Below are 21,095 nucleotides of genomic sequence, written 5' to 3'. Positions count from 1 at the left end.
TTCGAATAGGAAATTTCGCGGCCGCTCCCAAGCGCTTTTTAACGATGTTTTCGCATTGGAATCATTCCGGAATCGAAAGGGCCGCCCGGTTTCCCGGACGGCCCGTCGATTTTTGCCCGAAAGCGGGGCAGGATTACATGTCGTTGCCCATCATGTCGTTGCCCATGGTGTCGTTCATGAGCATCGCGTCGTTGCCCATCGTGCCGTCGACCATCGACATGTTGTCGCTCATGGTGCCGTCCATCATGGGGTCGGTCGAGTTCATGTCGGTGATTACGGTGTTGTCGACGGTTGTTTCGTCGGAACCGCCACAGGCCGAAACCATCAGCGCCGCTCCGGCGACCATCGAACCCGTCACGACCTTGGAGATGATTGCACGCATTTAAAGCTCCCTAGAAAATAGTGGTCCGCGGCTGATGCAGCCGTTATAATACCCAAACCGCGCTAGACATTAAACGCTAACCCATCAGCCCTCAAGAGCCGTTTTCGTCTCTTGGTCAAGTGACTGTAAAAACGCGGGAAAACATGCGTGCAGTGCGGTATCGAAATCCTCGATCGATGCTGTTTTGCCCAGTGCGGCCATGCTGGTGACCGGATATTCGCCCAGTCCGCACGGCACGATCCCGCCAAAATGCGACAGGTCGGGGGCCACGTTCACTGCAAAGCCGTGCAGCGTGACCCAGCGGCGAACGCGAATGCCGATCGCCCCGATCTTTGCTTCGTTCGCGCCCGTGCCGGTCCAGATGCCGACCCGCCCCGGTTCGGCGCGCGCCGCGATGTCGAATTGCGCCAGCGCGGCGATGATCCAGTTTTCCAGGCTATGGACGAAATGGCGCACATCGCGTCCGCGCGCGGCAAGGTCGAGCATCAGATAGCCCACCCGCTGTCCCGGCCCGTGATAGGTGAAACGCCCGCCGCGGCCGGTATTGTGCACCGGAAAGCGCGGATCGAGCAGTTCGGTCGGATCGGCGCTGGTGCCAGCGGTGTAAAGCGGTGCATGTTCGACCAGCCATATGCGCTCCTTCGCTTCCCCCGCACGGATCGCGGCGGCGCGCGCCTCCATCTCCTCCACCGCCGTTTCATAGTCGGTGAAACCGGGGGTGACGTCCCATTGGACGTGTTGGTCGATTGGGGCGGTGTCGTCTATCGGGGGGGCAGGGGCCGGCATTGGCAATCGCTGGGGGCTTGGCTAGAGCGGGAAAAGGTGTCGCAGCAAGTTGAGGATGCGCCAAGCGATGGTCAAGATGGAAAGCGTCTGGCAACGGACCGCCGAATTTTTGAGCGACAATGTCACGGTGGTGCTGCCTATCGCGATTGCGGCGATTTTCGTGCCCACGACGATCAGCCAGGCGGTGCAGCCGCTGCATGCGGATTCGGGGCAGGCGCTTCAGGTGGTGCTGGCGATACTGACCCTCATCTTCACGCTGCTCAGCATATGGGGGCAGGCCGCGATCATGGCGCTGGCGATCGATCCGACAATCGGCCGGTCGGCCGCGCGAACCGGCGCACGCCGCATGCCGGCAATCATCGGTACAGGCTTGCTTCTCCTTCTCGCGCTGCTCGTGCTCCTGCTACCAATCTACCTTGTTCTTGCGCCCGACGGAGCGGGGGCGTGGACCCTTGCGTCGGGCAATGCCAAACCATCGCCTGCCGCGATGGCGGCGATCGTGCTGTACGCGATCGTGCTGATCGTCATATTGGTGATCGCGTTCGCGCGGCTGGTACTGATTACGCCGGTGATCGTTGCCGAACGGCGCGGAATCGGCGCGATCCGGCGTTCCTGGCGGCTTACGCGCGGGCGCACCGCCGCCATGGTCGGGCTGATCCTGCTCTATGCCGTCATCGTCATCGTGGCGCAGCTTGCGGCGAAAACGGTTCTCGGCTCGGTGCTGTTGCTCATCTTTGGCGGTGACGGCGTGATCAACGTCGCCACCGTGCTGACCGCGATCGGAGTGGGGCTTGTCATCATGATCTTCACCGTATTGCAGGCGGCGTTTCTGGCGAAGCTGTACGTGGCGCTGGCCGATCCCGCCGAACTGAACGCGGCCGTCCCTGCATGAAAATGGATATTGCCGCGATTTTTGCCGATGCCGGTGCGCTGTGGCGCGCGCGCCGCGACCTGATCCTGCGGATTGCGCCGCCCTTCCTGTTCCTGCCGCCCTTTGCCGGCGCGCTGCTCTCTCCCGAACCCGCGCAGGTGCAGGTCGATGCGGCGGCCGATCCAGCGGCGGCGCAGGCGGCGATGATCGATGTGCTGGTTTCCGCCATTCCGGTCTATCTCATTACGCTCGCCATCGGCGCGATCGGCACCGCAGCGCTCTACCGCCTGCTGCTGCGTCCCGACGCGACGGTGGGGCAGACGCTGCGGATTGCCCTGCCGCGCGCCTTTTTCCTGTTTCTCGCGATGCTGGCGGTGCAGTTCGGTTTCTTCATCGGACTGATTTTGTTGATCGTGCCGGGCGTCTATTTTTACGGACGCAGTTTCGTCACCGGGCCGGTGCTGATCGCCGAAAATGTCAACAATCCGGTGGAAGCGATCACGCGTAGTTTCGCGCTGACCCGCGGCAATGGCTGGACGCTCGCCTTTGCCGGGATCGGCATCCTGTTCGGCGCGAACGCGCTGGTGTTGGTCATCGGCGATCTGCGCGCGCTGGCCGGGGACGGATCGCTCGTCACCGCAGTGCTGTATGCTGCTGCGGCGGCGGTCAGCATGTTCGGGACGATCGCGGAAATTCTATTGCGCGTGGCAAGCTATCGCCGGCTGGGCGCCCCGATCAGGGGGATATGAGGCGCCGCATCGCGCGGCAGATGCCCCGACAGACGCGGATCGGCGAAAGTTTCAATCGTCCGTTTGAACGGCACGAAGCCGCTTGCCCGGTAAAAACCAAGCGCGCGTGGATGATCGAGCGTGCAGGTATGCACCCACAGCCGCTCCACCCCGCTTCGCCAGCCGAGCGACAAGGCATTCGCCATCAGCCAGCGGCCGTGCCCCTGACCGGTCAGTTCGGGGATCAGCGCGACGAAGGAAAGTTCGCAATTGCCCGCCTGCCGGAAATCGAGTTCGAGCATCCCGACCTCGATTCCCTGCCGATCCGCGACCGCGAATATCTCGACGTCCGCATCTTCCAGAACCGCCGCCAGGTCTTCATCGCCCATCACCAGCCGCGAAAACCACAGCCAGGGCGCGCCCATGCGGCGAAACAGCGTGCGATAGGCATCGAGGCGCGGCGCGGGCCAGCGCACCAGCCGCAGCGGTGAATCGGGAATCGGGCGGGGCATGGGCCGCTCGCGCATTTCCAGCGTGGTGACGATGGTCGCAACCTCGCCCGGCAGCACGGGGTGAAGCGCCATAGCGCCTCAGTCCCAGCTCGCCAGCGGCGGCAGGCTCATCAGGATGGCGTCGACATTGCCGCCGGTCTTCAACCCGAACGCGGTGCCGCGATCATAGACAAGGTTGAATTCGGCATAGCGCCCGCGCCATTCGAGCTGGCGCGCCTTGTCTGCATCGTCGAACGGCATGGTCATTCGTCGCCGCACAAGCGCCGGGAAAATGTCCAGAAAAGCGCGGCCGATATCCTGCGTAAACGCGAAATTATCGGCAAAATCGCCTTCGAGGTGATCGTAGAAAATTCCGCCGACGCCGCGATGCACCTTGCGATGCGGGATATAGAAATAATCGTCGGCCCATGCCTTGAACCGCGGATAGTGATCGGGGTCGTGCGCGTCGCACGCCGCCTTAAGCTGCGCGTGAAACTCATCCGTATCCTCGCGATAGGGGATTGGCGGATTAAGGTCGGCCCCGCCGCCGAACCAGCGCTTCGTCGTCACCAGGAACCGGGTGTTCATATGCACGGCCGGGACATGCGGATTGGCCATATGCGCGACCAGGCTGATGCCGGTGGCAAAGAAACCGGGATCGTCCTGCGCGCCATGGATCGACTTGGCGAATTCGCCTTCGAACGTGCCGCCCACCGTGGAGACGTTCACCCCCACCTTTTCGAATATCTTGCCCTTCATCACGCCGCGAACGCCGCCGCCGCCCGGTTCGCCGGACGGGTCCTCACGCTGCCAGCCGGTATAGGTGAAACCGGCGTCCGATTCCGCCTCGCGCTCGATTTTCACGAATTCCGCACAGATCGAATCGCGCAGCGTCTCAAACCAGTCGCGTGCCGCCTGCTGCTCGTCATCCAGCATCTTCACGCCGGCCATCCTCCTGTTTGTCGCAACGCTTCGGCAAGGCCGATGCCCGTTGCGATCGCGACATTCAAGCTGCGCATGGACGAAGCGATCGGAATGCGCACGCGCAGATCGGCGGTATCGCGGACATGGTCGGGCACGCCAACGCTTTCCGAACCGAACAGCAGGATATCGTCGGGTTCGAAGCGCGCACGGGCAAGCGGCGTCGTTGCGCCGGTGGTGAACAGCACCAGCCGCTGCCCGGCGGTGGCGGCGCGAAAGGCCGCCCAGTCGGCGTGGCGCGAAACCCGCGCGGCATCGACATAGTCCATTCCGGCGCGGGCAAGCGCGCGATCCGAATAGGCGAAACCCATCGGTTCGATAAGATCGAGAGCAATTTCAAAACAGGCCGAAAGCCGGATTATCGTTCCGACATTACCCGCAATATCGGGCTCGAACAGGGCAATCCGCATCGCGGCGGCATTACTATCACAACAACATGGGATGCAAGTTACGCAAATCGCTATTGGCAAATTGTCCGCCGCCCGTTTATCACGATGATGGCCGGCTGGGGGGCATGTCCGTGTTAATTCCAGCTATTCTGGTCGCGGGCCAGTGCTCGCGCAAAGAACGAACCGCAAGGGACTTTGAATGGCATCGGTCGATGAAACGGTAGAAAATCCCGACCCGCTTCTTGCAAAGGATGGCGATGCATCGGATGTACGCCGCCGCGATTTTCTTTCGATCGCCGCGGTTTCTTTCGCCGGGATCGGCGCTGGCGTCGTCGCGCTGCCGCTGATCAACCAGATGAATCCTTCCGCGGACGTGCTCGCGCTTTCCACGACGGAAGTTGACCTTTCCTCGATCGAGGCCGGGCAGGCGATAAAAACCAGCTTTCGCAAACAGCCGCTGTTCGTGCGCAACCTGACGCCGCAGGAAATTGCCGAGGCGGAGGCGGTGCCGCTTTCCAAACTTCGTGATCCCGAAACGCTGGAACAGCGCACGAAAACGGGGCACAAGAACTGGCTGATCACGCTTGGCGTATGCACCCATCTGGGCTGCGTCCCGCTGGGCGCGGGCGAGGGGGAGAACAGGGGGCCGTTCGGCGGCTATTTCTGCCCGTGCCATGGATCGGCCTATGATACCGCAGCGCGAATCCGTCAGGGGCCGGCGCCCAGAAACCTGTTCGTTCCCGAATATGAATTCACATCGGATACGCACGTAAAGGTCGGTTGAGGGGGTAGAGGATGAGCTTTCCGTGGGCAGAAGAATATAAACCCAAACATCCCGCTATGCAGTGGGTGGACCAGCGCCTGCCGCTGCCGCGACTGGTGTATAACGCCATCGGGGCGGGCTATCCGGTGCCGCGCAATCTTAATTATTTCTGGAATTTCGGCGTGCTTGCGGGCGCGGCGCTCGCCATTCAGATCGTCACCGGCATCGTGCTGGCGATGCATTACGCGCCCAATGCGGCGACCGCTTTCGGTTCGGTCGAACATATCATGCGCGACATCAATGCCGGCTGGCTGCTGCGCTATTGCCATGCGACGGGCGCGTCGATGTTCTTCATCGTTGTCTATATCCACATCTTTCGCGGGCTGTATTACGGTTCGTACAAGCCGCCGCGCGAAATGGTCTGGCTTTTGGGCGTGGTGATCTTCCTGCTCATGATGGCGACCGCGTTCATGGGCTATGTGCTTCCCTGGGGTCAGATGAGTTTCTGGGGCGCTCAGGTCATCACCGGATTCTTCTCCGCCATTCCGGTCGTCGGCGAAAATATCCGCATCTGGCTGCTGGGTGGCTATGCCCCCGATCAGGCGGCGCTCAACCGCTTCTTCTCGCTGCACTATCTGCTGCCCTTCGTGATTGCGGGCGTCATCATCCTGCATATCTGGGCGCTGCATATCCCCGGATCGAACAACCCCACTGGCGTTGAGGTGAAGGGCGAACAGGATACGGTTCCCTTCCATCCCTATTACACGGCGAAGGACGGCGTCGGCGTCGGCGTGTTCCTGCTGGTCTTCGCGCTGCTGGTCTTCTTCGCGCCCAACTATCTGGGCCATCCCGACAATTATATCGAAGCCAACCCGCTCTCCACGCCCGCGCATATCGTGCCCGAATGGTATTTCTGGCCGTTCTACGCGATTCTGCGGTCGTTCACGGCGGACTTCATCCTGCCGGCGAAGCTGTGGGGTGTGCTGGCGATGTTCGGTTCGATCCTGTTGTTGTTCTTCCTGCCCTGGCTCGATCGCTCGCCGGTTCGTTCGGCCAATTATCGCCCGGTGTACCGCATATTTTCCTGGGTGTTGATCGTCGACGTGCTGCTGCTCGGCTATGTCGGCGGTTCGGAAGCGACGCCGGCCTATCTGCTGTTGGGGCAGGTGACGGCAGCCTATTATTTCGTGCACTTCCTGATCATCATTCCGATCGTTTCGTCGCTGGAGCGCACGCGCCCGCTGCCCAATTCGATCACCGAGGCGGTGCTGCAGGGAAAAAGCGGCGCGCGCATGAAAGAAACGGCGGTCGACGGCCACGTCGCACCGGCCGAATAGGGAGGGGCAGAAACATCATGGTCTCGCTGATCCTGCGATATCTCAACTACATCATCGGCGCGGCCTTCGCGTTCGTCCTCCTGCTCGCATTGTGGGGCACAGCTTCCGAACTGATAAGCAATCCGCCCGAAGAAACGGCGGAGGAGGTCTTCCACCTCGAACCCATGGCGCTGCACCTGCAATCGGACGGTCCGTTCGGCACCTATGACCTGCGTCAGGTTCAGCGCGGATTTCAGGTGTACAAGGAGGTGTGCTCCGCCTGCCATTCGCTCAAGCAGGTGGCGTTCCGCGATCTTCAGAAGATCGGCTATTCCGAAGCCCAGGTAAAGGCGATCGCTGCCGACTGGCAGATCGAACAGCCCGGCGTGAACAAGGATACCGGCGAAGCCGCCACGCGGCCGAACGTTCCCGCCGATCGTTTCCCGCTGCCCTTTGCCAACGACGTCGCGGCGCGCGCGGCGAACAACAACGCGATCCCGCCCGACCTGTCGCTGATGGCCAAGGCGCGCGAGGGCGGCCCCGCCTATATCCATTCGCTGCTGGTCGGCTATACCGATCCCAAAACCTATACCCATGACGGCAAGGCGCTGATGAAGGAATTTCCCGACTTCAGCGTGCCGACAGGGCTTCATTTCAATCCCTATTTCGCGAACCTGAACATCGCCATGCCGCCGCCGCTGACCCAGGAAGGTCAGGTTCAGTATCAGGACGGCACGCGGCCGACGATCAACCAGATGGCAAAGGATGTCTCCGCCTTCCTGATGTGGGCGGCCGAACCGAACCTGACGAAACGGCATGCGACGGGCGTCGGCGTGGTTCTCTTCCTCCTGATCTTCATCGGCCTGACGTTCGGTGCGTATCGCAATGTCTGGCGTGGGATAAAACATTGACCGTACTTGATCGCGCCAATGAGGATATCCGTCGGCGCATCCGCACCATTCCGGACTTCCCGAAGCCGGGCATTCAGTTTCGCGATATCACGACGCTGCTGCTCGACCCGCAGGGCCTTGCCTTGTCGGTCGAACGACTGCTGGAAACGGTAGAGGGCGAAATCGACCTTGTGGCGGGGATAGAGGCGCGCGGTTTCGTCTTCGCACCCGCGCTTGCTCTCGCACTGGGGGCGGGGGTGCTGTTGATCCGCAAGGACGGCAAACTGCCCGGAGCAACGATTGCAGAGGATTATACGCTGGAATACGGATCCGACCGGATTACGATCCATGCCGATGCCTGCGCACCGGGGGCGAAGGTGCTGCTGGTCGACGATCTGATCGCGACGGGCGGCACGGCGCGCGCTGCGGTTCGCCTGCTGCGCAAGGCGGGTGCGATTGTCGAACAGGCCGCGTTCGTCATCGACCTTCCCGATCTCGGTGGCGCCGATGCGCTGCGTGCGGAAAGCATCCGCGTCTCTTCGCTGGTCGCGTTCGAAGGCGATTGATCCCCCGCGCCGCGCGGCATGGGAACCGCTCGCGTTTACATCTCGTTTACTGACAAAGGCGTTGGCGCGCGCGTTTCGCGCGACCTGCCGAAGCCGGCACCTGGAGACTTTCGATGAACGCACGACCCAAACGCATCCTCGCCATCGCCTGCGCGCTGGGCGCGGCCACGGTGCTCACAGGCTGTTATGAGGACGGGTACGGCTATTCGGGCGTGTCGGTCGGCTATGGTTCGGGCGGATATTACGACGGATATTATGATGGCTACGGGTCCGGTTACTCGGGCTATTATGACGGCTATGGCGATCCCTATTGGGGATATTATGGCGGCTATTATTATCCCGGCACCGGCTATTACGTGTACGACAATTACAATCGCCGTTATCGCTGGAACGATCGTCAACGCAGTTATTGGACGCAGCGCCGCCAGGCATGGCACGGGCCGCGCCGCGATATGCGCGATCGCTGGGACGGCTATCGCGGCAATCGCGATTATCCGGGCAGCCGACATGATCGTGGTGACCGCGATGATCACTATCAACGACGCGACCCCGATCGCAGCCGATCCGATCGGCCCGATAGTCGCCGGGATCGCAACGATTCCGATATTCGCCGCGAGTGGAGAAACGGAGACGCGCGCGACTGGAGCCGGGTAGATGGCGATCGCAGGCAAAGTGACGGCAATCGCAGGCGCTATCGCCGGGCAGACCCGCGCTAATCAGTGCGCCGGGCGATAAGCGCGATCGATACGAAGCGCATCACCGCCTCGTCGTTCTGATTGTACACCTTCATTTCACTGCGCACGCTGCCGATATCAGGGCGACTACGGGACGGGCGAAGTTCCAGCACGGCGGTTTCGCAGCGCAGCGTATCGCCGGGATAAACGGGTTTCAGCCAGCGAAGCTCGTCGATACCCGCCGCGCCCCGGCTCGCAAGGGCGTCATCCTTCATGTGCGCGACAAGCATCGCCATGGTCATCGAACAGGTGTGCCAGCCGCTGGCAGCAATCCGCCCGAAATGCGTCTTCGCCGCCGCCTCGTCGGACAGGTGAAACGGCTGCGGATCATATTTGCCGGCGAACTCGGCCACTTCCTCGGCGGTGACCGAATAGCTGCCGAATTGTTCACGCTCGCCCACCGCGAAGTCTTCAAAATACTTCATGGCAGGGGTGTCGGCGTATCCGCGCCGTTTGGCAAGGGCGACGGCGTCAACCCGCCGCCCCCGGCAACGCTCAGACGTTGAAGCGGAACAGCAGTACGTCGCCGTCCTGCACGACATATTCCTTGCCCTCGGCGCGCAGCTTGCCCGCATCGCGCGCGCCCGCTTCGCCGCCCAGCGTGACATAATCGTCGAACGCGATGGTTTCGGCACGGATGAAACCGCGTTCGAAATCGGTATGGATGACACCGGCCGCCTGCGGCGCCTTCGATCCCGCTTCCACGGTCCAGGCGCGCGCTTCCTTTGGCCCGGCGGTGAAAAAAGTAAGGAGGTTCAGGAGTTTATATCCTGCCCGGATCACACGGGCCAGGCCGGTTTCCTCCAGCCCCAGCTCGTTCAGGAACTCGCCGCGCTCGTCCGGCTCCATCGTCGCGATCTCCGCCTCGATCGCGGCGGATACGACCACGGCCTCGGCGCCTTCGGCCTTTGCCTTTTCAAACACTTTCGCCGAATAGGCATTGCCGTTGGCGGCTTCATCCTCATTGACGTTGCATACATACAGCACCGGCTTGGCGGTCAGCAGTTGCGCCTGTTCCAGGATGCGCGCCTCTTCCGGATCGTTCGCTTCCGTAAGCCGGGCAGGCTTTCCATCGCGCAGCAGGTCGAGCGCGCGGCCGAGCACGGTGGCGGCGGCTTTCGCTTCCTTGTCGCCGCCCTGGCCCTTTTTCTGAAGGTTCGGCACGCGCTTTTCCAGACTTTCCAGATCGGAAAGCATCAACTCGGTCTCGACCGTCTCGGCATCGGCGATCGGATCGACATGATTGTCGACATGCTGGATATCGTCATTTTCGAAACAGCGAAGCACATGGACGATCGCGTCCACCTCGCGAATATTGCCGAGGAACTGGTTACCCAGCCCTTCGCCCTTGCTTGCGCCGCGCACCAGCCCGGCAATGTCGACGAAAGCAAGCTGCGTTTCGATCTTCTTCGCCGATCCCGCCGCTTCCGCCAGCTTGTCCAGCCGGGGGTCGGGAACCGCGACCTGTCCGACATTCGGTTCGATCGTGCAGAACGGATAATTGGCCGCCTGCGCCGCCGCCGTTTCGGTCAGCGCGTTGAAAAGCGTCGATTTGCCGACATTGGGCAGGCCGACGATGCCGCAACGAAAACCCATGGGTCATCCCGTAGTTCGATTGGAAGCCGTCCCCCTAGGCGATGCGCGTCGATGACGCCAGTGGGGCGCACCCTTAAACCGTCTGTTCGCCGTGCATCCGGCACCCGGCATTTTCGCTCACCTCGATCTGGATCGTGATATGATCGATGCCGAAATCGTGCAGCAACCGTTCCTGAAGCGCGATCAGGAACGCATCCCCCGGATGCCCGGCAGGCATGTACAGATGTGCGGTCAGCGCCGATTCGGTGGTGCTCATCGGCCAGATATGCAGGTCATGGATGTGCGCGACCCCCGGCAGCATGTGCAGCGTCTCCATCACCGCGTCATGGTCGATGCCCGGCGGCACCGCCTGCAGCGCCATTCCGATCGAGGTGCGGAACAGGCCCCAGCTGCTCCACACGATCACCGCGACGATGATCAGGCTCACCACCGGGTCGATCCATGCGGCCCCGGTCCACAGGATCAGCGCGCCGCCGATCACCACGCCCGCCGACACCATCGCATCGGCTGCCATGTGAACGAATGCGCCGCGAATATTGACGTCGCCCTTTCGTCCGCTTGCGAACAGCCACGCGGTCACCCCGTTGATGACGATGCCGACCGCCGCGACGATCATCACCATGCCGCCGGCGACCGGCGGCGGATCTGCGAGCCTCTGGATGGTTTCGAGCAGGATCGCCCCCACCGCGATCATCAGCAGCAGCGTATTGCCCAGCGCCGCGAGGATCGATGACCCGCGCAAGCCATAGGTGAAGCGCTTTGACGGCGGTCGCTTCGTCAGTTCGGCCCCCGCCCAGGCGATCAGCAGGCCCAGCACGTCGGACAGATTGTGTCCGGCATCGGCGAGCAGCGCCATCGATCCCCAGATCAGCCCGGCGCCGCCCTCCACCACCACGAAACCGATGTTCAGGATCGCACCGATGGCGAAGGCGCGGCCGAAATCCGCGGGCACGTGCGCATGGGCATGGCCCAATGCGTGATTATGGTCATGCCCGTGGTGATGGGCATGACCATGCGAATGACCATGGCTGTGATTCGCGCTCATGTTCCTGACATAAGGCGAGCGCGGCAGGTGATACTAGCGCATCAGTCGTCGCCGCGCGACTGGACGCGCCCGCCGGCATCGCGATCCGGCATATCGGCGCGCGCCAACAGGCCCGCCGCGGCGCAGGTGCGCGCTTTGGCGGGATCGGGATGGCATGCAGGCGTGACTGCGCGCACCACAGGCGTATCGCGGTTCCGGGTGCAGGCGATCGCCTTCATCGGTTCGGGGTGGCAAAGCGCGGCGGGCGCGGGAAGCGCCATTGCGACGAAAATCGAAATCATGCGGACTGCTCCAGTGCAAATATCTATGCACGGGGCAGCTAAGCGACGCTTGTTTCGCGATTTTCACGCAATGGTAACAAATTGTTGCCGCCCCGATTCAGGGCAGCAGCAGCGATGCGTCCCCATAGCTGTAGAAGCGATAGCCTTCGCGTATGGCATGGGCATAGGCGCCCTGCATCCGCTCCAATCCCATCAGCGCTGACACCAGCATGAACAATGTCGATCGCGGAAGGTGGAAATTGGTCATCAGCCCGTCGATCCCGCGAAAGCGATAGCCGGGGGTGATGAAGATCGCGGTATCGCCTTCGAACGGGCGGATGACCCCGTCCTCGCCCGCCGCGCTTTCGATCAGGCGAAGGCTCGTCGTGCCGACCGCGATCAGCCGTCCGCCGCGCTTGCGTACCGCGTTCAGCCGATCGGCGGTGGCGGTGTCGATCCGGCCCCATTCGGCGTGCATGACATGATCGTCGGTATCGTCCGCCTTTACCGGCAGGAACGTCCCCGCGCCGACATGCAGGGTCAACGTCGCAGTGCCGATATCGGCTGCGTTCAGCCGCTCGATCAGCGCTTGCGTGAAATGCAGCGCGGCGGTGGGTGCGGCGACGGCACCCGCCTCGCGCGCGAACATCGTCTGATAATCATCCGCATCGCGTTCGTCGGTCGGACGCTTCGACGCGATATAGGGCGGCAACGGCATATGCCCGGCGCGCTGAAGCAGCCATTCGACCGGTTCGTTGCCAGCGAAATCCAGCGCGAAGCTGCCGTCCGCACCACGATCCGATGCGGTCGCATATACCTTTTGACCGAAATCGATGGTGTCGCCGTCGCGCAGTCTTTTGGCGTTGCGGATGAATGCGCGCCAGCGGCGCGGCCCTTCGCGCTTGTGAAGCGTCGCGCCGATCTTCGCCTCGCCCCGGACGCCCTCAAGCTGCGCCGGGATGACCCGTGTGTCATTGAAAATCAGGCAATCGCCCGCGCGCAGCATATCGGGCAGGTCGGCGACCCCCCGGTCCAGCGTCGCATCGCCATCCAGCACCAGCATCCGCGCGGCATCGCGCGGGGTGGCCGGCCTCAGCGCGATCCGTTCGGGGGGAAGCTCGAAATCGAAATCGTCGACGCGCATCGCGCGTTCGTCACTCTGCCGGTTTCTTCGGCGGCAGGGTCAGGTCACCACCATCGCCCAGCGTCGGTGCGCTCTGTGCCGTTGCCGGTGCCGGCTGATAGGGCGGGGGATTGTCCGACGCGATATAGGCATGCAGCACGCGCGACGGGTCCTTGGGCGGTTCGCCGCGATGGATCTGATCGACATATTCCATCCCGTCGATGACGCGGCCGAAAACGGTGTAGCGCTTGTCGAGCGACAAGGCCGGGCGGAACATGATGTAGAACTGGCTGTTCGCGCTGTTTTCGTCCGCCGTGCGCGCCGCCGCCACCGCGCCGCGCGCATGCGGTAGATAGTTGAATTCCGCCGGTACGTCGGGAAGGTCCGAATCGCCCGTTCCTGTTCCGGTCGGATCGCCGCCCTGCGCGATCGGCAGCGGCCGGTCGGTCACACGGTGAAAGATCGTGCCGTCATAAAAATGCCGCCGGGTCAGCGTCTTGATCCGTTCGACCATCTTGGGCGCGACATCGGGGCGAAGCAGGATCGTCACTCGCCCGCCGGTCGACAGGTCGAGCAGCCACAGATTTTCCTTGTCCGTTGTTTCGGGTGCCTTTTCGCTGTGCGTCGACGCAATGGTATGTTGCTGCGCGAACGCCGGAATCGCCACCATCGTCGCGATCAGCGCGACCAGAAACCCGATAAAACGCATGACTTCCCCAAAAACCCGCTGAAACCAGTATCCCGGCGCTTAAACCATATTCGCGCTTGCGCCAATGTGAATGGGCGGCCTTTCGCGGCTCAACTGCCCTTGCGACCGATTTTCGTCACCCGCGCCTCCACTTCGTCGCGAACCGCGGGGCTTACGAACTTGTGAATATCGCCTCCGAACATCGCGATTTCCTTTACAAGACGGCTGGCGATCGGTTGCAACGACACGTCCGCCATCAGGAAAACCGTTTCGATCCGGTCGTTGAGCTGCTGGTTCATCCCCGCCATCTGATATTCATATTCGAAATCGGCGACGGCGCGCAGGCCGCGCACGATCATCGATGCGCCCTCGCGCTCGGCGAAATCCATCAGCAACGCATCGAAGCTGACGACGCGCACATCGCCTTCCAGTTGATCGACCTCGCGCCGGACCATCTCCATGCGTTCTTCCAGCGTGAACATCGGGTTTTTCGACGGATTGGTGGTCACGCCGATCACCAGCCGGTCGACCAGCCGCGCGGCGCGCGCGATGATGTCCATATGGCCCAGCGTGATCGGATCGAACGTGCCGGGATAAACGCCGGTGCGAGTGGTCATTCGAAAGTCTCTCCCATCATGCGGGGCGGTGCGTCACCGGTCGCGTTCCAGCGTAAAGCGCGCAATGTCGCGCAGCAGGTCCGCTTCGTTCCCGAAATCGCGAAGATGCTCGATCGCCTGATCGACCAGCATGGCCGCCTGTTCGCGCGCACGTTCCAGCCCGAGCAGAGACAGGAAGGTTTCCTTGCCCGCATCGCCGTCCTTGCGCAGTTTCTTTCCCGCCAGTTCCTCATCGCCCTCGACATCCAGTATGTCGTCCGCGATTTGAAAGGCGAGGCCGATATCATGGGCATAGCCGCGCACCGCCGTTCGCGCATCGGGCGGCACCCGGCCCAGTATCGCGCCCGATTCGACCGCGCAGGAAATCAGCGCGCCGGTCTTCATCGCCTGCAACCGGGTGACGGTGGGCAGGTCGAAACTCGCACCCTCCGCCTTCAGGTCCATCATCTGTCCGCCCGCCATCCCGGCAGGGCCGGCGGCGCGGGCCAGTTCGAACACCAGTTCGGCACGGACATGGGAATCGCGATGCGTTGCTTCATGCGACAGCACCTCGAACGCCAGCGCATGAAGGCAATCGCCCGCCAGCACCGCCGTCGCTTCATCGAACGCCTTGTGCACCGTGGGCTTTCCCCGGCGCATATCGTCGTCGTCCATCGCGGGCAGGTCGTCATGGATCAGCGAATAGACATGGATGCATTCGATTGCGGTGCCGACGCGAAGTGCCTGAAGCGGGTCGGCATCGAACAATCTCGCCGTGGCGTTGACCAGCAGCGGGCGAAGCCGCTTGCCGCCGCCGATCGCCGCATGGCGCATCGCCCGGTACAGCCCCGCGCGCGGATCGGCGGGCACCGGCAGCAGCGCGTCGAACTGCGCATCGACATCCGCCGCGATCGTCCGCAATGCCGATGCGAGCAGGAGCGAAGCCTCGGCCACCCGCCTATTCCGCGTCGAACGGCTGGGTTGCGGCGGGCCTGCCCTCGGCATCCAGCCGGATCGCCTCGATCCGCGCCTGCGCGGCGTCCAGCCGGTCGGCGCAGCGGCGGCGAAGCGCATCGCCGCGTTCGTACAGCCTGATCGCTTCCTCAAGCGCCGCCTCGCCGCTTTCCAGCCGCCCGACGATGCGCTCAAGCTCCTTCAGCGCCTCTTCGAAGGACAGTTCCGATATGTCACGCTCTTCAGCCATGCCAGCGCTATGGCCCGGCACGCGATGAGATTGCAACTCCCACTTGCCCCGGCACGTTCACCCGGCAACATATCAGGAGGCATTTCATCATGTTCGAACGCGTCAATCCGGCAACCGGCGAGAAACTGGACGCAATTGCGGAAATGGACGACGCGGCCGTGGAGGCGACGCTGGCGCGCGCGCAGAGCACGTTTCGCGAATGGCGGGTCAGTTCGCTCGACACGCGCACCGCGCTGCTCGGCCGCCTTGCCGATGCATTCGAGGCGGATAAGCGGCGGCTTGCCGAAATTGCCACGCGGGAAATGGGAAAGACGCTGAAATCCTCGATCGCGGAAGTGGAAAAATGCGCCGCCGCCTTTCGCCATTATGCAGAACACGGCCCCTCTTTTCTGGAAGGCGAAGATGTCGCGGTGTCAAAGGGATCGGCGCGAACCCGCTGGCTGCCGCTGGGGCCGGTGCTGGCGGTGATGCCGTGGAACTTCCCTTATTGGCAGGTCGTGCGCTTCATGGCCCCCGCGATCATGGCGGGCAATGTCGGCCTCCTCAAACACGCATCCATCACGCAGGGCGTTGCCGCCGCGCTGGAGGAGATGGTGAAAAAGGCGGGCGGGCCGGACGGCCTGTTCCAGAATCTGGCGATCAAATCGGACGCGGTCGAAAAGGTCATCGCCGACAAGCGCGTCGTCGCCGTCACGCTTACCGGCAGTGAGGGCGCGGGGGCGAAGGTTGCCGAAACGGCGGGCAAGCACCTTAAAAAAGTCGTGCTCGAACTGGGCGGCTCCGACCCGTTCATCGTCATGCCGTCCGCCGATATCGACAAGGCCGCCGAACAGGCGGTGACCGCGCGCATCCAGAATACGGGCCAGTCGTGCATCTGCGGCAAGCGGATGATTGTCCATGCCGATGTCTACGACGCCTTCGCCGCGAAGTTTTTCGAAGCGATGAAAGCGGTAAAGGCGGGCGACCCGATGGATGAGGAAAGCGATATGGGACCGCTTTCCAGCTTTGATCAGCGCGATACCGTGCTCGATCAGTTGGGCCGCATGAAAAAGGCCGGAGCGACGCTGGAATTCGGCGGCGAAAAACTCGATTCGCCGGGCGCTTATATGAGCGCGGGCGTGCTCACCGGCGTCCCGCGCAATGCCGATGTTGCGCGTGAGGAAGTGTTCGGCCCGGTCGCGATGCTGTTTCGTGTCACTGACATCGACGACGCGATCGCACTCGCCAACGATATTCCCTATGGCCTCGGTTCCAGCGTCTGGACCAACGACAGCGGCGAACAGGATCGCTTCGAACGCGATATCGCCGCCGGGATGACCGCGGTGAACCAGATGCTGGCTTCCGCTCCCGAAGCGCCGTTCGGTGGCGTCAAGCTGTCGGGCTATGGCCGTGAACTCGGCCCATGGGGTATGTACGAATTCATGAACATGAAGACCGTGATGCTGCCCGGATGAGCGGGCACGGGGCCGGTCTCGCGGCAGGCGCGGCGGGGCAGGGCGGGGGCGTGGACATTCCCGCCCGGCTCGACCGGCTGCCATGGAGCCGGTTTCACTGGCTTATCGTCATCGCGCTCGGCATCACCTGGATCCTCGATGGGTTGGAAGTGACGCTGGCCGGATCGGTCGCGGGCGCGCTTCGCGACAGTCCGGCGATGGGGTTCAGCGCGGGCGATGTCGGGTTCGCGAATTCGATGTATCTGGCGGGCGCGGTGATCGGCGCGCTGTTCTTTGGCTGGCTGACTGATCGCTGGGGCAGGAAGCGGCTTTTTTCAGTGACGCTGGGCCTGTACCTCATCGCTACGCTCGCCACCGCCTTCACGTGGAGCGTACCCAGCTATGCCATCGCCCGCTTTCTTACAGGGGCGGGCATCGGCGGCGAATACAGCGCGATCAATTCGGCGATACAGGAACTTATCCCCGCGCGGCGGCGCGGCTGGACCGATCTTGCCATCAACGGCAGCTTCTGGGTTGGTGCGGCAATGGCAAGCGCGCTGTCGATCATCCTGCTCGATCCGCGCTGGTTCGCGCCGGATCATGGCTGGCGCATCGCCTTTTTTGGCGGGGCGGTGATCGGGGCGGTGATTCTGGCGCTGCGCCGCTATATTCCCGAAAGCCCACGCTGGCTCGCCATTCACGGTCGTGAGGAGGCGGCGGAGCGCGTGGTGGGCGACATCGAACGCCGCATTGTCGAGGCAGGCCATTCGCTGCCTGATCTCCCTGCGAGCGCAAACCGGGTCGTGCCGCGCCGATCGACCAGCCTGCGCGATGTCGTGACCACACTTGTCTATACATATCCAAAGCGCACCGTGTTCGGCCTCACCCTGATGGCGGCGCAGGCCTTTTTCTACAACGCCATCTTCTTCACCTATGCAATGATGCTGACCGATTTCTACGCGATTCCAAACAGTTTGGTCGGTTGGTATATTCTTCCATTCGCTGCGGGAAACGTAGCCGGCCCGCTGATCCTTGGTCGCTTTTTCGATACCGTCGGGCGACGGCCGATGATTATGCTCACCTATGGCATGTCGGCGCTGTTGTTGACGTTGACCGGTCTTGCCTTCGCTGCCGGCTGGCTGAACGCGACTTCTCAGACTCTGTGTTGGAGCGTCACCTTTTTCTTTGCTTCAGCAGCAGCTTCCGCCGCATACCTGACAGTAGCTGAGAGCTTTCCGATTGAAATCCGCGCGCTGGCGATTGCGTTTTTCTATGCTGTCGGGACGGGGCTTGGCGGCGTCGCCGCGCCTTGGCTGTTCGGGCTGCTGATCGAAAGCGGGTCGCGCGGGCAGGTGCTGATCGGCTATCTGATCGGTGCCGCGCTGATGGCCGCAGCCGCGATCCTGACCCGCTTCATCGGCCTTTCCAATGAACGCAAGCCGCTCGAAGAAGTCGCCCGCCCGCTTTCGTGGGAATAGCGCGTCAGTCGCCGCCGGGTGCCGCACCCAGCGTCCGCTTTGCCCAGTCATTGGTGCGCGCTTGTAACAGCTCGAGATCGCCCTCATTGGTGACGATGGCATAGCCGGTGTCGCTGATCGGGTCATAGGCGGCGCGCGATTTAAACGCACCGTTGCTGCCGCTCTTCCAACTGAGCGGATGCGCGACGCCGTCCACCGTCACCACCCGCGTTCGCCCGCCCAGCGCATAGTGCGACCCAGCGCTCGCCACGCGCGCCAGCGCTTCGCGATCGGCCCCGGGATAGCCGGGCGTATAGGGATAGCGCAGCAGCCGGATCAGATCCTCGGGCGTTGCCGCGGTGCCGCCTGCGCACACTAGATAGCTGGGCATGGGCAGTGTGAACCCCACAGGCTTGACCGGATCGTCGCCGGGCAGGGTGTCGGTAAAGCTGGTGCTGTGCGTCATCTCTGCCGGCACGTAGACGGTGTCGCGGAGCACATCATGGATTGACGATCCGCTCGCGCGTTCAAGGATCGCCTGCACCAATATCCAATTGGTGATGACATAATCGAACGCGGTGCCCGGCGGATCGTCGGTATAGCGCGTGGCAAAGCGGTTTGCAGCCTCGGTCGGGCTGAGCTTCAGCGCAAGCGTCGCCTTGGCATCCTCGCGCACCGCGATCATCGCGCCGTCGGCGATCCCGGCACGGTTCTGGAGGAGCTGTTCGAGCGTGATTTCGCCCGCCTTTGCGCCGCGATAGTCGGGCAGCAGCGTGGCGAGCGTGTCGGTGAGCTTCAACCTACCCTGACGCTGCAGCGCCATCGCCGCGATCGAACAGGCATATTTTGAAATGCTGCCAGCTTCATACAGCGCGCCTTCGCGCCCCGCGCCGCCGACCCGCGTGGAGAAGCTGCCATCGGGAAGCAGCTCGGTCTCGACATAGCTGGCGGGGGTGGACGCGTCGGTCGCACTCGATTGCCGTGCGTTTCCAATGGTCGGAACGGCGAATATGGCGAGCAGCGCTGCGGAGGCTAGATGCTTCATGCAACACTGTATTGCATGGATAACACAGACCTGCAAATCGCGGTGCGTCAGCCCTCCGCCGCAACCTCCGCGCGCAACGCCTTGCGGTCGAGCTTGCCGATCATCGTTTTGGGCATTTCCTGCCGCACGACCACCCGGTCGACACGTTCATGCTTGCCCAGTTGCGGGTTCAGCCATTCGGCGATTGCCCGACCGTCTTCGTCAGCGCCGCTGTTCAGCGTGATATAGGCGCGCGGGCTTTCGCCGCGATAATCGTCGGGTACGCCGATCACGAGCGCTTCCTTGACCGCCGGATGTTTGTAGAGAATTTCCTCTATCTGGCTGGGAAATACCTTGAACCCGCCGACCGCGATCATGTCTTTCAGCCGGTCGACGATACGGATGAACCCGTCCTCGTCGATCATCCCGACATCGCCGGTGCGCAGCCAGTGCCGCTTTTGCTGACCGCCGAATACCCCGTCTACGAACACCTGCGCATCGGCATCGGGGCGATTCCAGTATCCGCGCATGATCTGCGGCCCCGACACCACTATTTCGCCCGGTTCACCGTCGGCGACCGGTTTCGACGGGTCTTCCTTGTCGATCAGCCGCACCCGCGTGGCAGGGATCGGCTGCCCGATCGTGCCGGGCTTGTTCAGTGCCTCGTACGGATTGCTCGACACCACGCCTGAACTTTCGGACAAGCCATAGCCTTCGATCAGCGTTGCCCCGGTTACGCGTTCGAACCGCGCCTTCAGTTCCGAAGCCAGCGGCGCTCCGCCAGAGATACAGACGCGAAGCGAAGAGAAATTGGTGCTCGCCGTCTTGGGATGGTCGAGCAGCGCCTGATACATGGTCGGCACGCCGGGAAGCGATGTCGCCTTCGTCCGCTCGATCGCGGCCAACGTCTGCGCCGCATCGAAACGCGGCAGCATCACGATCTCGCCACCCGCCACCACCGTCCGGTTGAGCACACAGGTATTGGCGAAGACGTGGAAAAAGGGGAGGACTCCCACGATCCGGTCGGTAACTTGTCCCAGTTCGGGGTCGAGCAGCGCCACCTGCCGCGCATTGGCCGACAGATTCTGATGCGTCAGCATTGCGCCCTTGGGCGTGCCGGTGGTGCCGCCGGTATACTGGATCAGCGCGATGTCGTTATCGGGTTCGATCGTCGGCGCGATGCATTCGCCGCCATTGTCGATCAGCGCCGAAAACGCGCTGACCCGCGGATCGTCCGGATGGCTGGCGACTTCGCGGCCGCGGAACAGGCGATAGAACAGCGATTTCGTCGCGGGCAGCGCGCCGGCCACCGATCCGACGACCAGCCGCTCCAGCCCGCTTTTGTCCAGCACCTCCAGCGCGGTGGGCAGCAATGCGGTGGCCGAAATGGTGAACAGCAGCCTGGTTCCGCTGTCCTCCACCTGGTGCGCCAGTTCATCGACCGTATAGAGCGGCGAGAAGTTCACCACCGTCGCGCCGAGTTTCAGGATGCCGTAATAGGCGGCGACATAGTGCGGGACATTGGGCAGGAACAGGCCGATCCTGTCGCCCGGCCCATATCCCATCGTCTTTAGTCCGCACGCGACCCGATTGGCCCCGTCCATGGTTTCGGCATAGCTGTATTTGCGCCCCAGAAAGTCGAGCAGTGGGGCAGCGGGCTTGGCCCGCGCCGATGCTTCGAACAGCGACACCATCGACATCGGTTCGAACACGCGGTCCCATGGATCGGGATGCTGATAGGCAGTGCGCCAGAGCTGAACGGGATCGGTCAT

General features: G+C 62.8%; 25 protein-coding genes. 9 read left to right on the top strand and 16 right to left on the bottom strand.

Annotated features, from left to right (window positions below; genetic code table 11):
- Window positions 1–133: 133 nt before the first annotated feature.
- Together KY084_RS02900 and lipB are read right to left on the bottom strand one after the other, a co-directional pair.
- On the bottom strand, window positions 134–382 hold the full coding sequence (locus KY084_RS02900; RefSeq protein ID WP_219236929.1) for a hypothetical protein: 249 nt from the start codon (window positions 380–382) through the stop codon (window positions 134–136).
- Window positions 383–466: 84 nt separating this feature from the next.
- The gene (lipB, locus tag KY084_RS02895) at window positions 467–1,168 is read right to left on the bottom strand and encodes a lipoyl(octanoyl) transferase LipB (RefSeq protein WP_219236928.1); all 702 of its coding nucleotides are present in this window, start codon (window positions 1,166–1,168) and stop codon (window positions 467–469) included.
- A gap of 55 nt (window positions 1,169–1,223) precedes the next feature.
- On the opposite strand from lipB, the gene KY084_RS02890 reads away from it, so the two are divergent.
- The gene (locus KY084_RS02890; RefSeq protein ID WP_219236927.1) at window positions 1,224–2,060 is read left to right on the top strand and encodes a hypothetical protein; all 837 of its coding nucleotides are present in this window, start codon (window positions 1,224–1,226) and stop codon (window positions 2,058–2,060) included.
- Window positions 2,057–2,788: a hypothetical protein gene (locus KY084_RS02885; protein WP_219236926.1), complete on the top strand. Its 732-nt coding sequence runs from the start codon at window positions 2,057–2,059 to the stop codon at window positions 2,786–2,788. Before KY084_RS02890 ends, KY084_RS02885 begins: the two co-directional genes overlap by 4 nt.
- On the opposite strand, the gene KY084_RS02880 is transcribed toward KY084_RS02885, so the two are convergent.
- The 3 genes from KY084_RS02880 to KY084_RS02870 are packed head-to-tail and all read right to left on the bottom strand — an operon-like array spanning window position 2,752 to window position 4,649.
- Window positions 2,752–3,351, bottom strand: coding sequence for a GNAT family N-acetyltransferase (locus KY084_RS02880; protein WP_219236925.1), 600 nt, complete (start codon window positions 3,349–3,351; stop codon window positions 2,752–2,754). The genes KY084_RS02885 and KY084_RS02880 overlap by 37 nt on opposite strands.
- Before the next feature lie 6 nt (window positions 3,352–3,357).
- Entirely contained in the window at window positions 3,358–4,194 is an 837-nt protein-coding gene (gene hemF / locus KY084_RS02875) for an oxygen-dependent coproporphyrinogen oxidase (protein ID WP_219237095.1), read from the bottom strand.
- 2 nt (window positions 4,195–4,196) lie between these two features.
- Window positions 4,197–4,649, bottom strand: a complete 453-nt coding sequence (locus KY084_RS02870; protein ID WP_219236924.1) for a tRNA (cytidine(34)-2'-O)-methyltransferase — start codon at window positions 4,647–4,649, stop codon at window positions 4,197–4,199.
- Window positions 4,650–4,827: 178 nt separating this feature from the next.
- Here KY084_RS02870 and petA point away from each other — a divergent pair, with 178 nt between their 5' ends.
- The 5 genes from petA to KY084_RS02845 all read left to right on the top strand — a co-directional run bounded on the left by petA (window position 4,828) and on the right by KY084_RS02845 (window position 8,879).
- Complete coding sequence (gene petA / locus KY084_RS02865; protein ID WP_219236923.1) at window positions 4,828–5,412, top strand: ubiquinol-cytochrome c reductase iron-sulfur subunit; 585 nt, start codon at window positions 4,828–4,830, stop codon at window positions 5,410–5,412.
- An 11-nt stretch (window positions 5,413–5,423) separates the two neighbouring features.
- The gene (locus KY084_RS02860; protein ID WP_219236922.1) at window positions 5,424–6,728 is read left to right on the top strand and encodes a cytochrome b; all 1,305 of its coding nucleotides are present in this window, start codon (window positions 5,424–5,426) and stop codon (window positions 6,726–6,728) included.
- 17 nt (window positions 6,729–6,745) lie between these two features.
- Complete coding sequence (locus KY084_RS02855; protein ID WP_246586824.1) at window positions 6,746–7,618, top strand: cytochrome c1; 873 nt, start codon at window positions 6,746–6,748, stop codon at window positions 7,616–7,618.
- Window positions 7,615–8,163, top strand: coding sequence for an adenine phosphoribosyltransferase (locus KY084_RS02850; RefSeq protein WP_246586823.1), 549 nt, complete (start codon window positions 7,615–7,617; stop codon window positions 8,161–8,163). The genes KY084_RS02855 and KY084_RS02850 overlap by 4 nt, the downstream gene beginning before the upstream one ends.
- A 113-nt stretch (window positions 8,164–8,276) precedes the next feature.
- Complete coding sequence (locus KY084_RS02845; protein WP_219236921.1) at window positions 8,277–8,879, top strand: hypothetical protein; 603 nt, start codon at window positions 8,277–8,279, stop codon at window positions 8,877–8,879.
- On the opposite strand, the gene KY084_RS02840 is transcribed toward KY084_RS02845, so the two are convergent.
- From KY084_RS02840 to KY084_RS02800, 9 genes are all read right to left on the bottom strand, one after another.
- Entirely contained in the window at window positions 8,876–9,322 is a 447-nt protein-coding gene (locus KY084_RS02840) for a MaoC family dehydratase (protein ID WP_219236920.1), read from the bottom strand. The two genes, KY084_RS02845 and KY084_RS02840, sit on opposite strands and share 4 nt — an antisense overlap.
- A gap of 70 nt (window positions 9,323–9,392) precedes the next feature.
- Window positions 9,393–10,493 carry a redox-regulated ATPase YchF gene (gene ychF / locus KY084_RS02835; RefSeq protein ID WP_219236919.1) on the bottom strand — a complete coding sequence of 367 codons (1,101 nt, stop codon included), beginning with the start codon at window positions 10,491–10,493 and terminating at the stop codon, window positions 9,393–9,395.
- A 73-nt stretch (window positions 10,494–10,566) separates the two neighbouring features.
- Entirely contained in the window at window positions 10,567–11,538 is a 972-nt protein-coding gene (locus KY084_RS02830; RefSeq protein ID WP_219236918.1) for a cation diffusion facilitator family transporter, read from the bottom strand.
- A 41-nt stretch (window positions 11,539–11,579) separates the two neighbouring features.
- A complete protein-coding gene (locus KY084_RS02825) occupies window positions 11,580–11,819 on the bottom strand; it encodes a hypothetical protein (protein ID WP_219236917.1) in 240 nt (79 codons plus the stop codon).
- 97 nt (window positions 11,820–11,916) lie between these two features.
- The gene (gene queA / locus KY084_RS02820) at window positions 11,917–12,942 is read right to left on the bottom strand and encodes a tRNA preQ1(34) S-adenosylmethionine ribosyltransferase-isomerase QueA (protein ID WP_219236916.1); all 1,026 of its coding nucleotides are present in this window, start codon (window positions 12,940–12,942) and stop codon (window positions 11,917–11,919) included.
- Between the two features lie 10 nt (window positions 12,943–12,952).
- The gene (locus KY084_RS02815; RefSeq protein ID WP_219236915.1) at window positions 12,953–13,630 is read right to left on the bottom strand and encodes a peptidylprolyl isomerase; all 678 of its coding nucleotides are present in this window, start codon (window positions 13,628–13,630) and stop codon (window positions 12,953–12,955) included.
- An 89-nt stretch (window positions 13,631–13,719) separates the two neighbouring features.
- A complete protein-coding gene (gene coaD, locus KY084_RS02810; protein ID WP_219236914.1) occupies window positions 13,720–14,226 on the bottom strand; it encodes a pantetheine-phosphate adenylyltransferase in 507 nt (168 codons plus the stop codon).
- 33 nt (window positions 14,227–14,259) lie between these two features.
- Window positions 14,260–15,210, bottom strand: a complete 951-nt coding sequence (locus tag KY084_RS02805; protein ID WP_219236913.1) for a polyprenyl synthetase family protein — start codon at window positions 15,208–15,210, stop codon at window positions 14,260–14,262.
- A complete protein-coding gene (locus KY084_RS02800; protein ID WP_219236912.1) occupies window positions 15,164–15,409 on the bottom strand; it encodes an exodeoxyribonuclease VII small subunit in 246 nt (81 codons plus the stop codon). Before KY084_RS02800 ends, KY084_RS02805 begins: the two co-directional genes overlap by 47 nt.
- Before the next feature lie 89 nt (window positions 15,410–15,498).
- Between KY084_RS02800 and KY084_RS02795 the strand changes: the two genes are divergently transcribed.
- Both KY084_RS02795 and KY084_RS02790 read left to right on the top strand, forming a co-directional pair.
- Complete coding sequence (locus KY084_RS02795) at window positions 15,499–16,863, top strand: NAD-dependent succinate-semialdehyde dehydrogenase (protein WP_219236911.1); 1,365 nt, start codon at window positions 15,499–15,501, stop codon at window positions 16,861–16,863.
- Window positions 16,860–18,320, top strand: a complete 1,461-nt coding sequence (locus KY084_RS02790) for an MFS transporter (RefSeq protein ID WP_219236910.1) — start codon at window positions 16,860–16,862, stop codon at window positions 18,318–18,320. Before KY084_RS02795 ends, KY084_RS02790 begins: the two co-directional genes overlap by 4 nt.
- Before the next feature lie 4 nt (window positions 18,321–18,324).
- Here the strand turns inward: KY084_RS02790 and KY084_RS02785 are convergent, their stop codons facing one another.
- Both KY084_RS02785 and KY084_RS02780 read right to left on the bottom strand, forming a co-directional pair.
- Entirely contained in the window at window positions 18,325–19,344 is a 1,020-nt protein-coding gene (locus tag KY084_RS02785; RefSeq protein WP_219236909.1) for a serine hydrolase domain-containing protein, read from the bottom strand.
- 47 nt (window positions 19,345–19,391) lie between these two features.
- Window positions 19,392–21,095, bottom strand: a complete 1,704-nt coding sequence (locus tag KY084_RS02780; RefSeq protein WP_219236908.1) for a long-chain-fatty-acid--CoA ligase — start codon at window positions 21,093–21,095, stop codon at window positions 19,392–19,394.

The sequence above is a fragment of the Stakelama flava genome, from assembly GCF_019351405.1.
GTDB classification, from domain to species: Bacteria; Pseudomonadota; Alphaproteobacteria; order Sphingomonadales; family Sphingomonadaceae; genus Sphingomonas; species Sphingomonas flava_A.
The sequence above is the reverse complement of the archived record's forward strand: the minus strand, read 5'-3'. Positions and strand labels throughout refer to the sequence as shown.

Excerpts from the sequence above, each read along its gene's own strand:
- hemF (WP_219237095.1), bottom strand. The coding sequence starts at position 4,194 with ATGCTGGATGACGAGCAGCAGGCGGCACGCGACTGGTTTGAGACGCTG.
- KY084_RS02880 (WP_219236925.1), bottom strand. The coding sequence starts at position 3,351 with ATGGCGCTTCACCCCGTGCTGCCGGGCGAGGTTGCGACCATCGTCACC.
- KY084_RS02795 (WP_219236911.1), top strand. The coding sequence starts at position 15,499 with ATGTTCGAACGCGTCAATCCGGCAACCGGCGAGAAACTGGACGCAATT.
- coaD (WP_219236914.1), bottom strand. The coding sequence starts at position 14,226 with ATGACCACTCGCACCGGCGTTTATCCCGGCACGTTCGATCCGATCACG.
- KY084_RS02840 (WP_219236920.1), bottom strand. The coding sequence starts at position 9,322 with ATGAAGTATTTTGAAGACTTCGCGGTGGGCGAGCGTGAACAATTCGGC.
- KY084_RS02885 (WP_219236926.1), top strand. The coding sequence starts at position 2,057 with ATGAAAATGGATATTGCCGCGATTTTTGCCGATGCCGGTGCGCTGTGG.
- petA (WP_219236923.1), top strand. The coding sequence starts at position 4,828 with ATGGCATCGGTCGATGAAACGGTAGAAAATCCCGACCCGCTTCTTGCA.
- KY084_RS02785 (WP_219236909.1), bottom strand. The coding sequence starts at position 19,344 with ATGAAGCATCTAGCCTCCGCAGCGCTGCTCGCCATATTCGCCGTTCCG.
- KY084_RS02845 (WP_219236921.1), top strand. The coding sequence starts at position 8,277 with ATGAACGCACGACCCAAACGCATCCTCGCCATCGCCTGCGCGCTGGGC.
- KY084_RS02805 (WP_219236913.1), bottom strand. The coding sequence starts at position 15,210 with ATGCCGAGGGCAGGCCCGCCGCAACCCAGCCGTTCGACGCGGAATAGG.
- KY084_RS02870 (WP_219236924.1), bottom strand. The coding sequence starts at position 4,649 with ATGCGGATTGCCCTGTTCGAGCCCGATATTGCGGGTAATGTCGGAACG.
- KY084_RS02830 (WP_219236918.1), bottom strand. The coding sequence starts at position 11,538 with ATGAGCGCGAATCACAGCCATGGTCATTCGCATGGTCATGCCCATCAC.
- KY084_RS02815 (WP_219236915.1), bottom strand. The coding sequence starts at position 13,630 with ATGCGTTTTATCGGGTTTCTGGTCGCGCTGATCGCGACGATGGTGGCG.
- lipB (WP_219236928.1), bottom strand. The coding sequence starts at position 1,168 with ATGCCGGCCCCTGCCCCCCCGATAGACGACACCGCCCCAATCGACCAA.
- KY084_RS02800 (WP_219236912.1), bottom strand. The coding sequence starts at position 15,409 with ATGGCTGAAGAGCGTGACATATCGGAACTGTCCTTCGAAGAGGCGCTG.
- queA (WP_219236916.1), bottom strand. The coding sequence starts at position 12,942 with ATGCGCGTCGACGATTTCGATTTCGAGCTTCCCCCCGAACGGATCGCG.
- KY084_RS02825 (WP_219236917.1), bottom strand. The coding sequence starts at position 11,819 with ATGATTTCGATTTTCGTCGCAATGGCGCTTCCCGCGCCCGCCGCGCTT.
- KY084_RS02860 (WP_219236922.1), top strand. The coding sequence starts at position 5,424 with ATGAGCTTTCCGTGGGCAGAAGAATATAAACCCAAACATCCCGCTATG.
- KY084_RS02790 (WP_219236910.1), top strand. The coding sequence starts at position 16,860 with ATGAGCGGGCACGGGGCCGGTCTCGCGGCAGGCGCGGCGGGGCAGGGC.
- KY084_RS02890 (WP_219236927.1), top strand. The coding sequence starts at position 1,224 with ATGCGCCAAGCGATGGTCAAGATGGAAAGCGTCTGGCAACGGACCGCC.
- ychF (WP_219236919.1), bottom strand. The coding sequence starts at position 10,493 with ATGGGTTTTCGTTGCGGCATCGTCGGCCTGCCCAATGTCGGCAAATCG.
- KY084_RS02780 (WP_219236908.1), bottom strand. The coding sequence starts at position 21,095 with ATGACCGATCCCGTTCAGCTCTGGCGCACTGCCTATCAGCATCCCGAT.
- KY084_RS02855 (WP_246586824.1), top strand. The coding sequence starts at position 6,746 with ATGGTCTCGCTGATCCTGCGATATCTCAACTACATCATCGGCGCGGCC.
- KY084_RS02900 (WP_219236929.1), bottom strand. The coding sequence starts at position 382 with ATGCGTGCAATCATCTCCAAGGTCGTGACGGGTTCGATGGTCGCCGGA.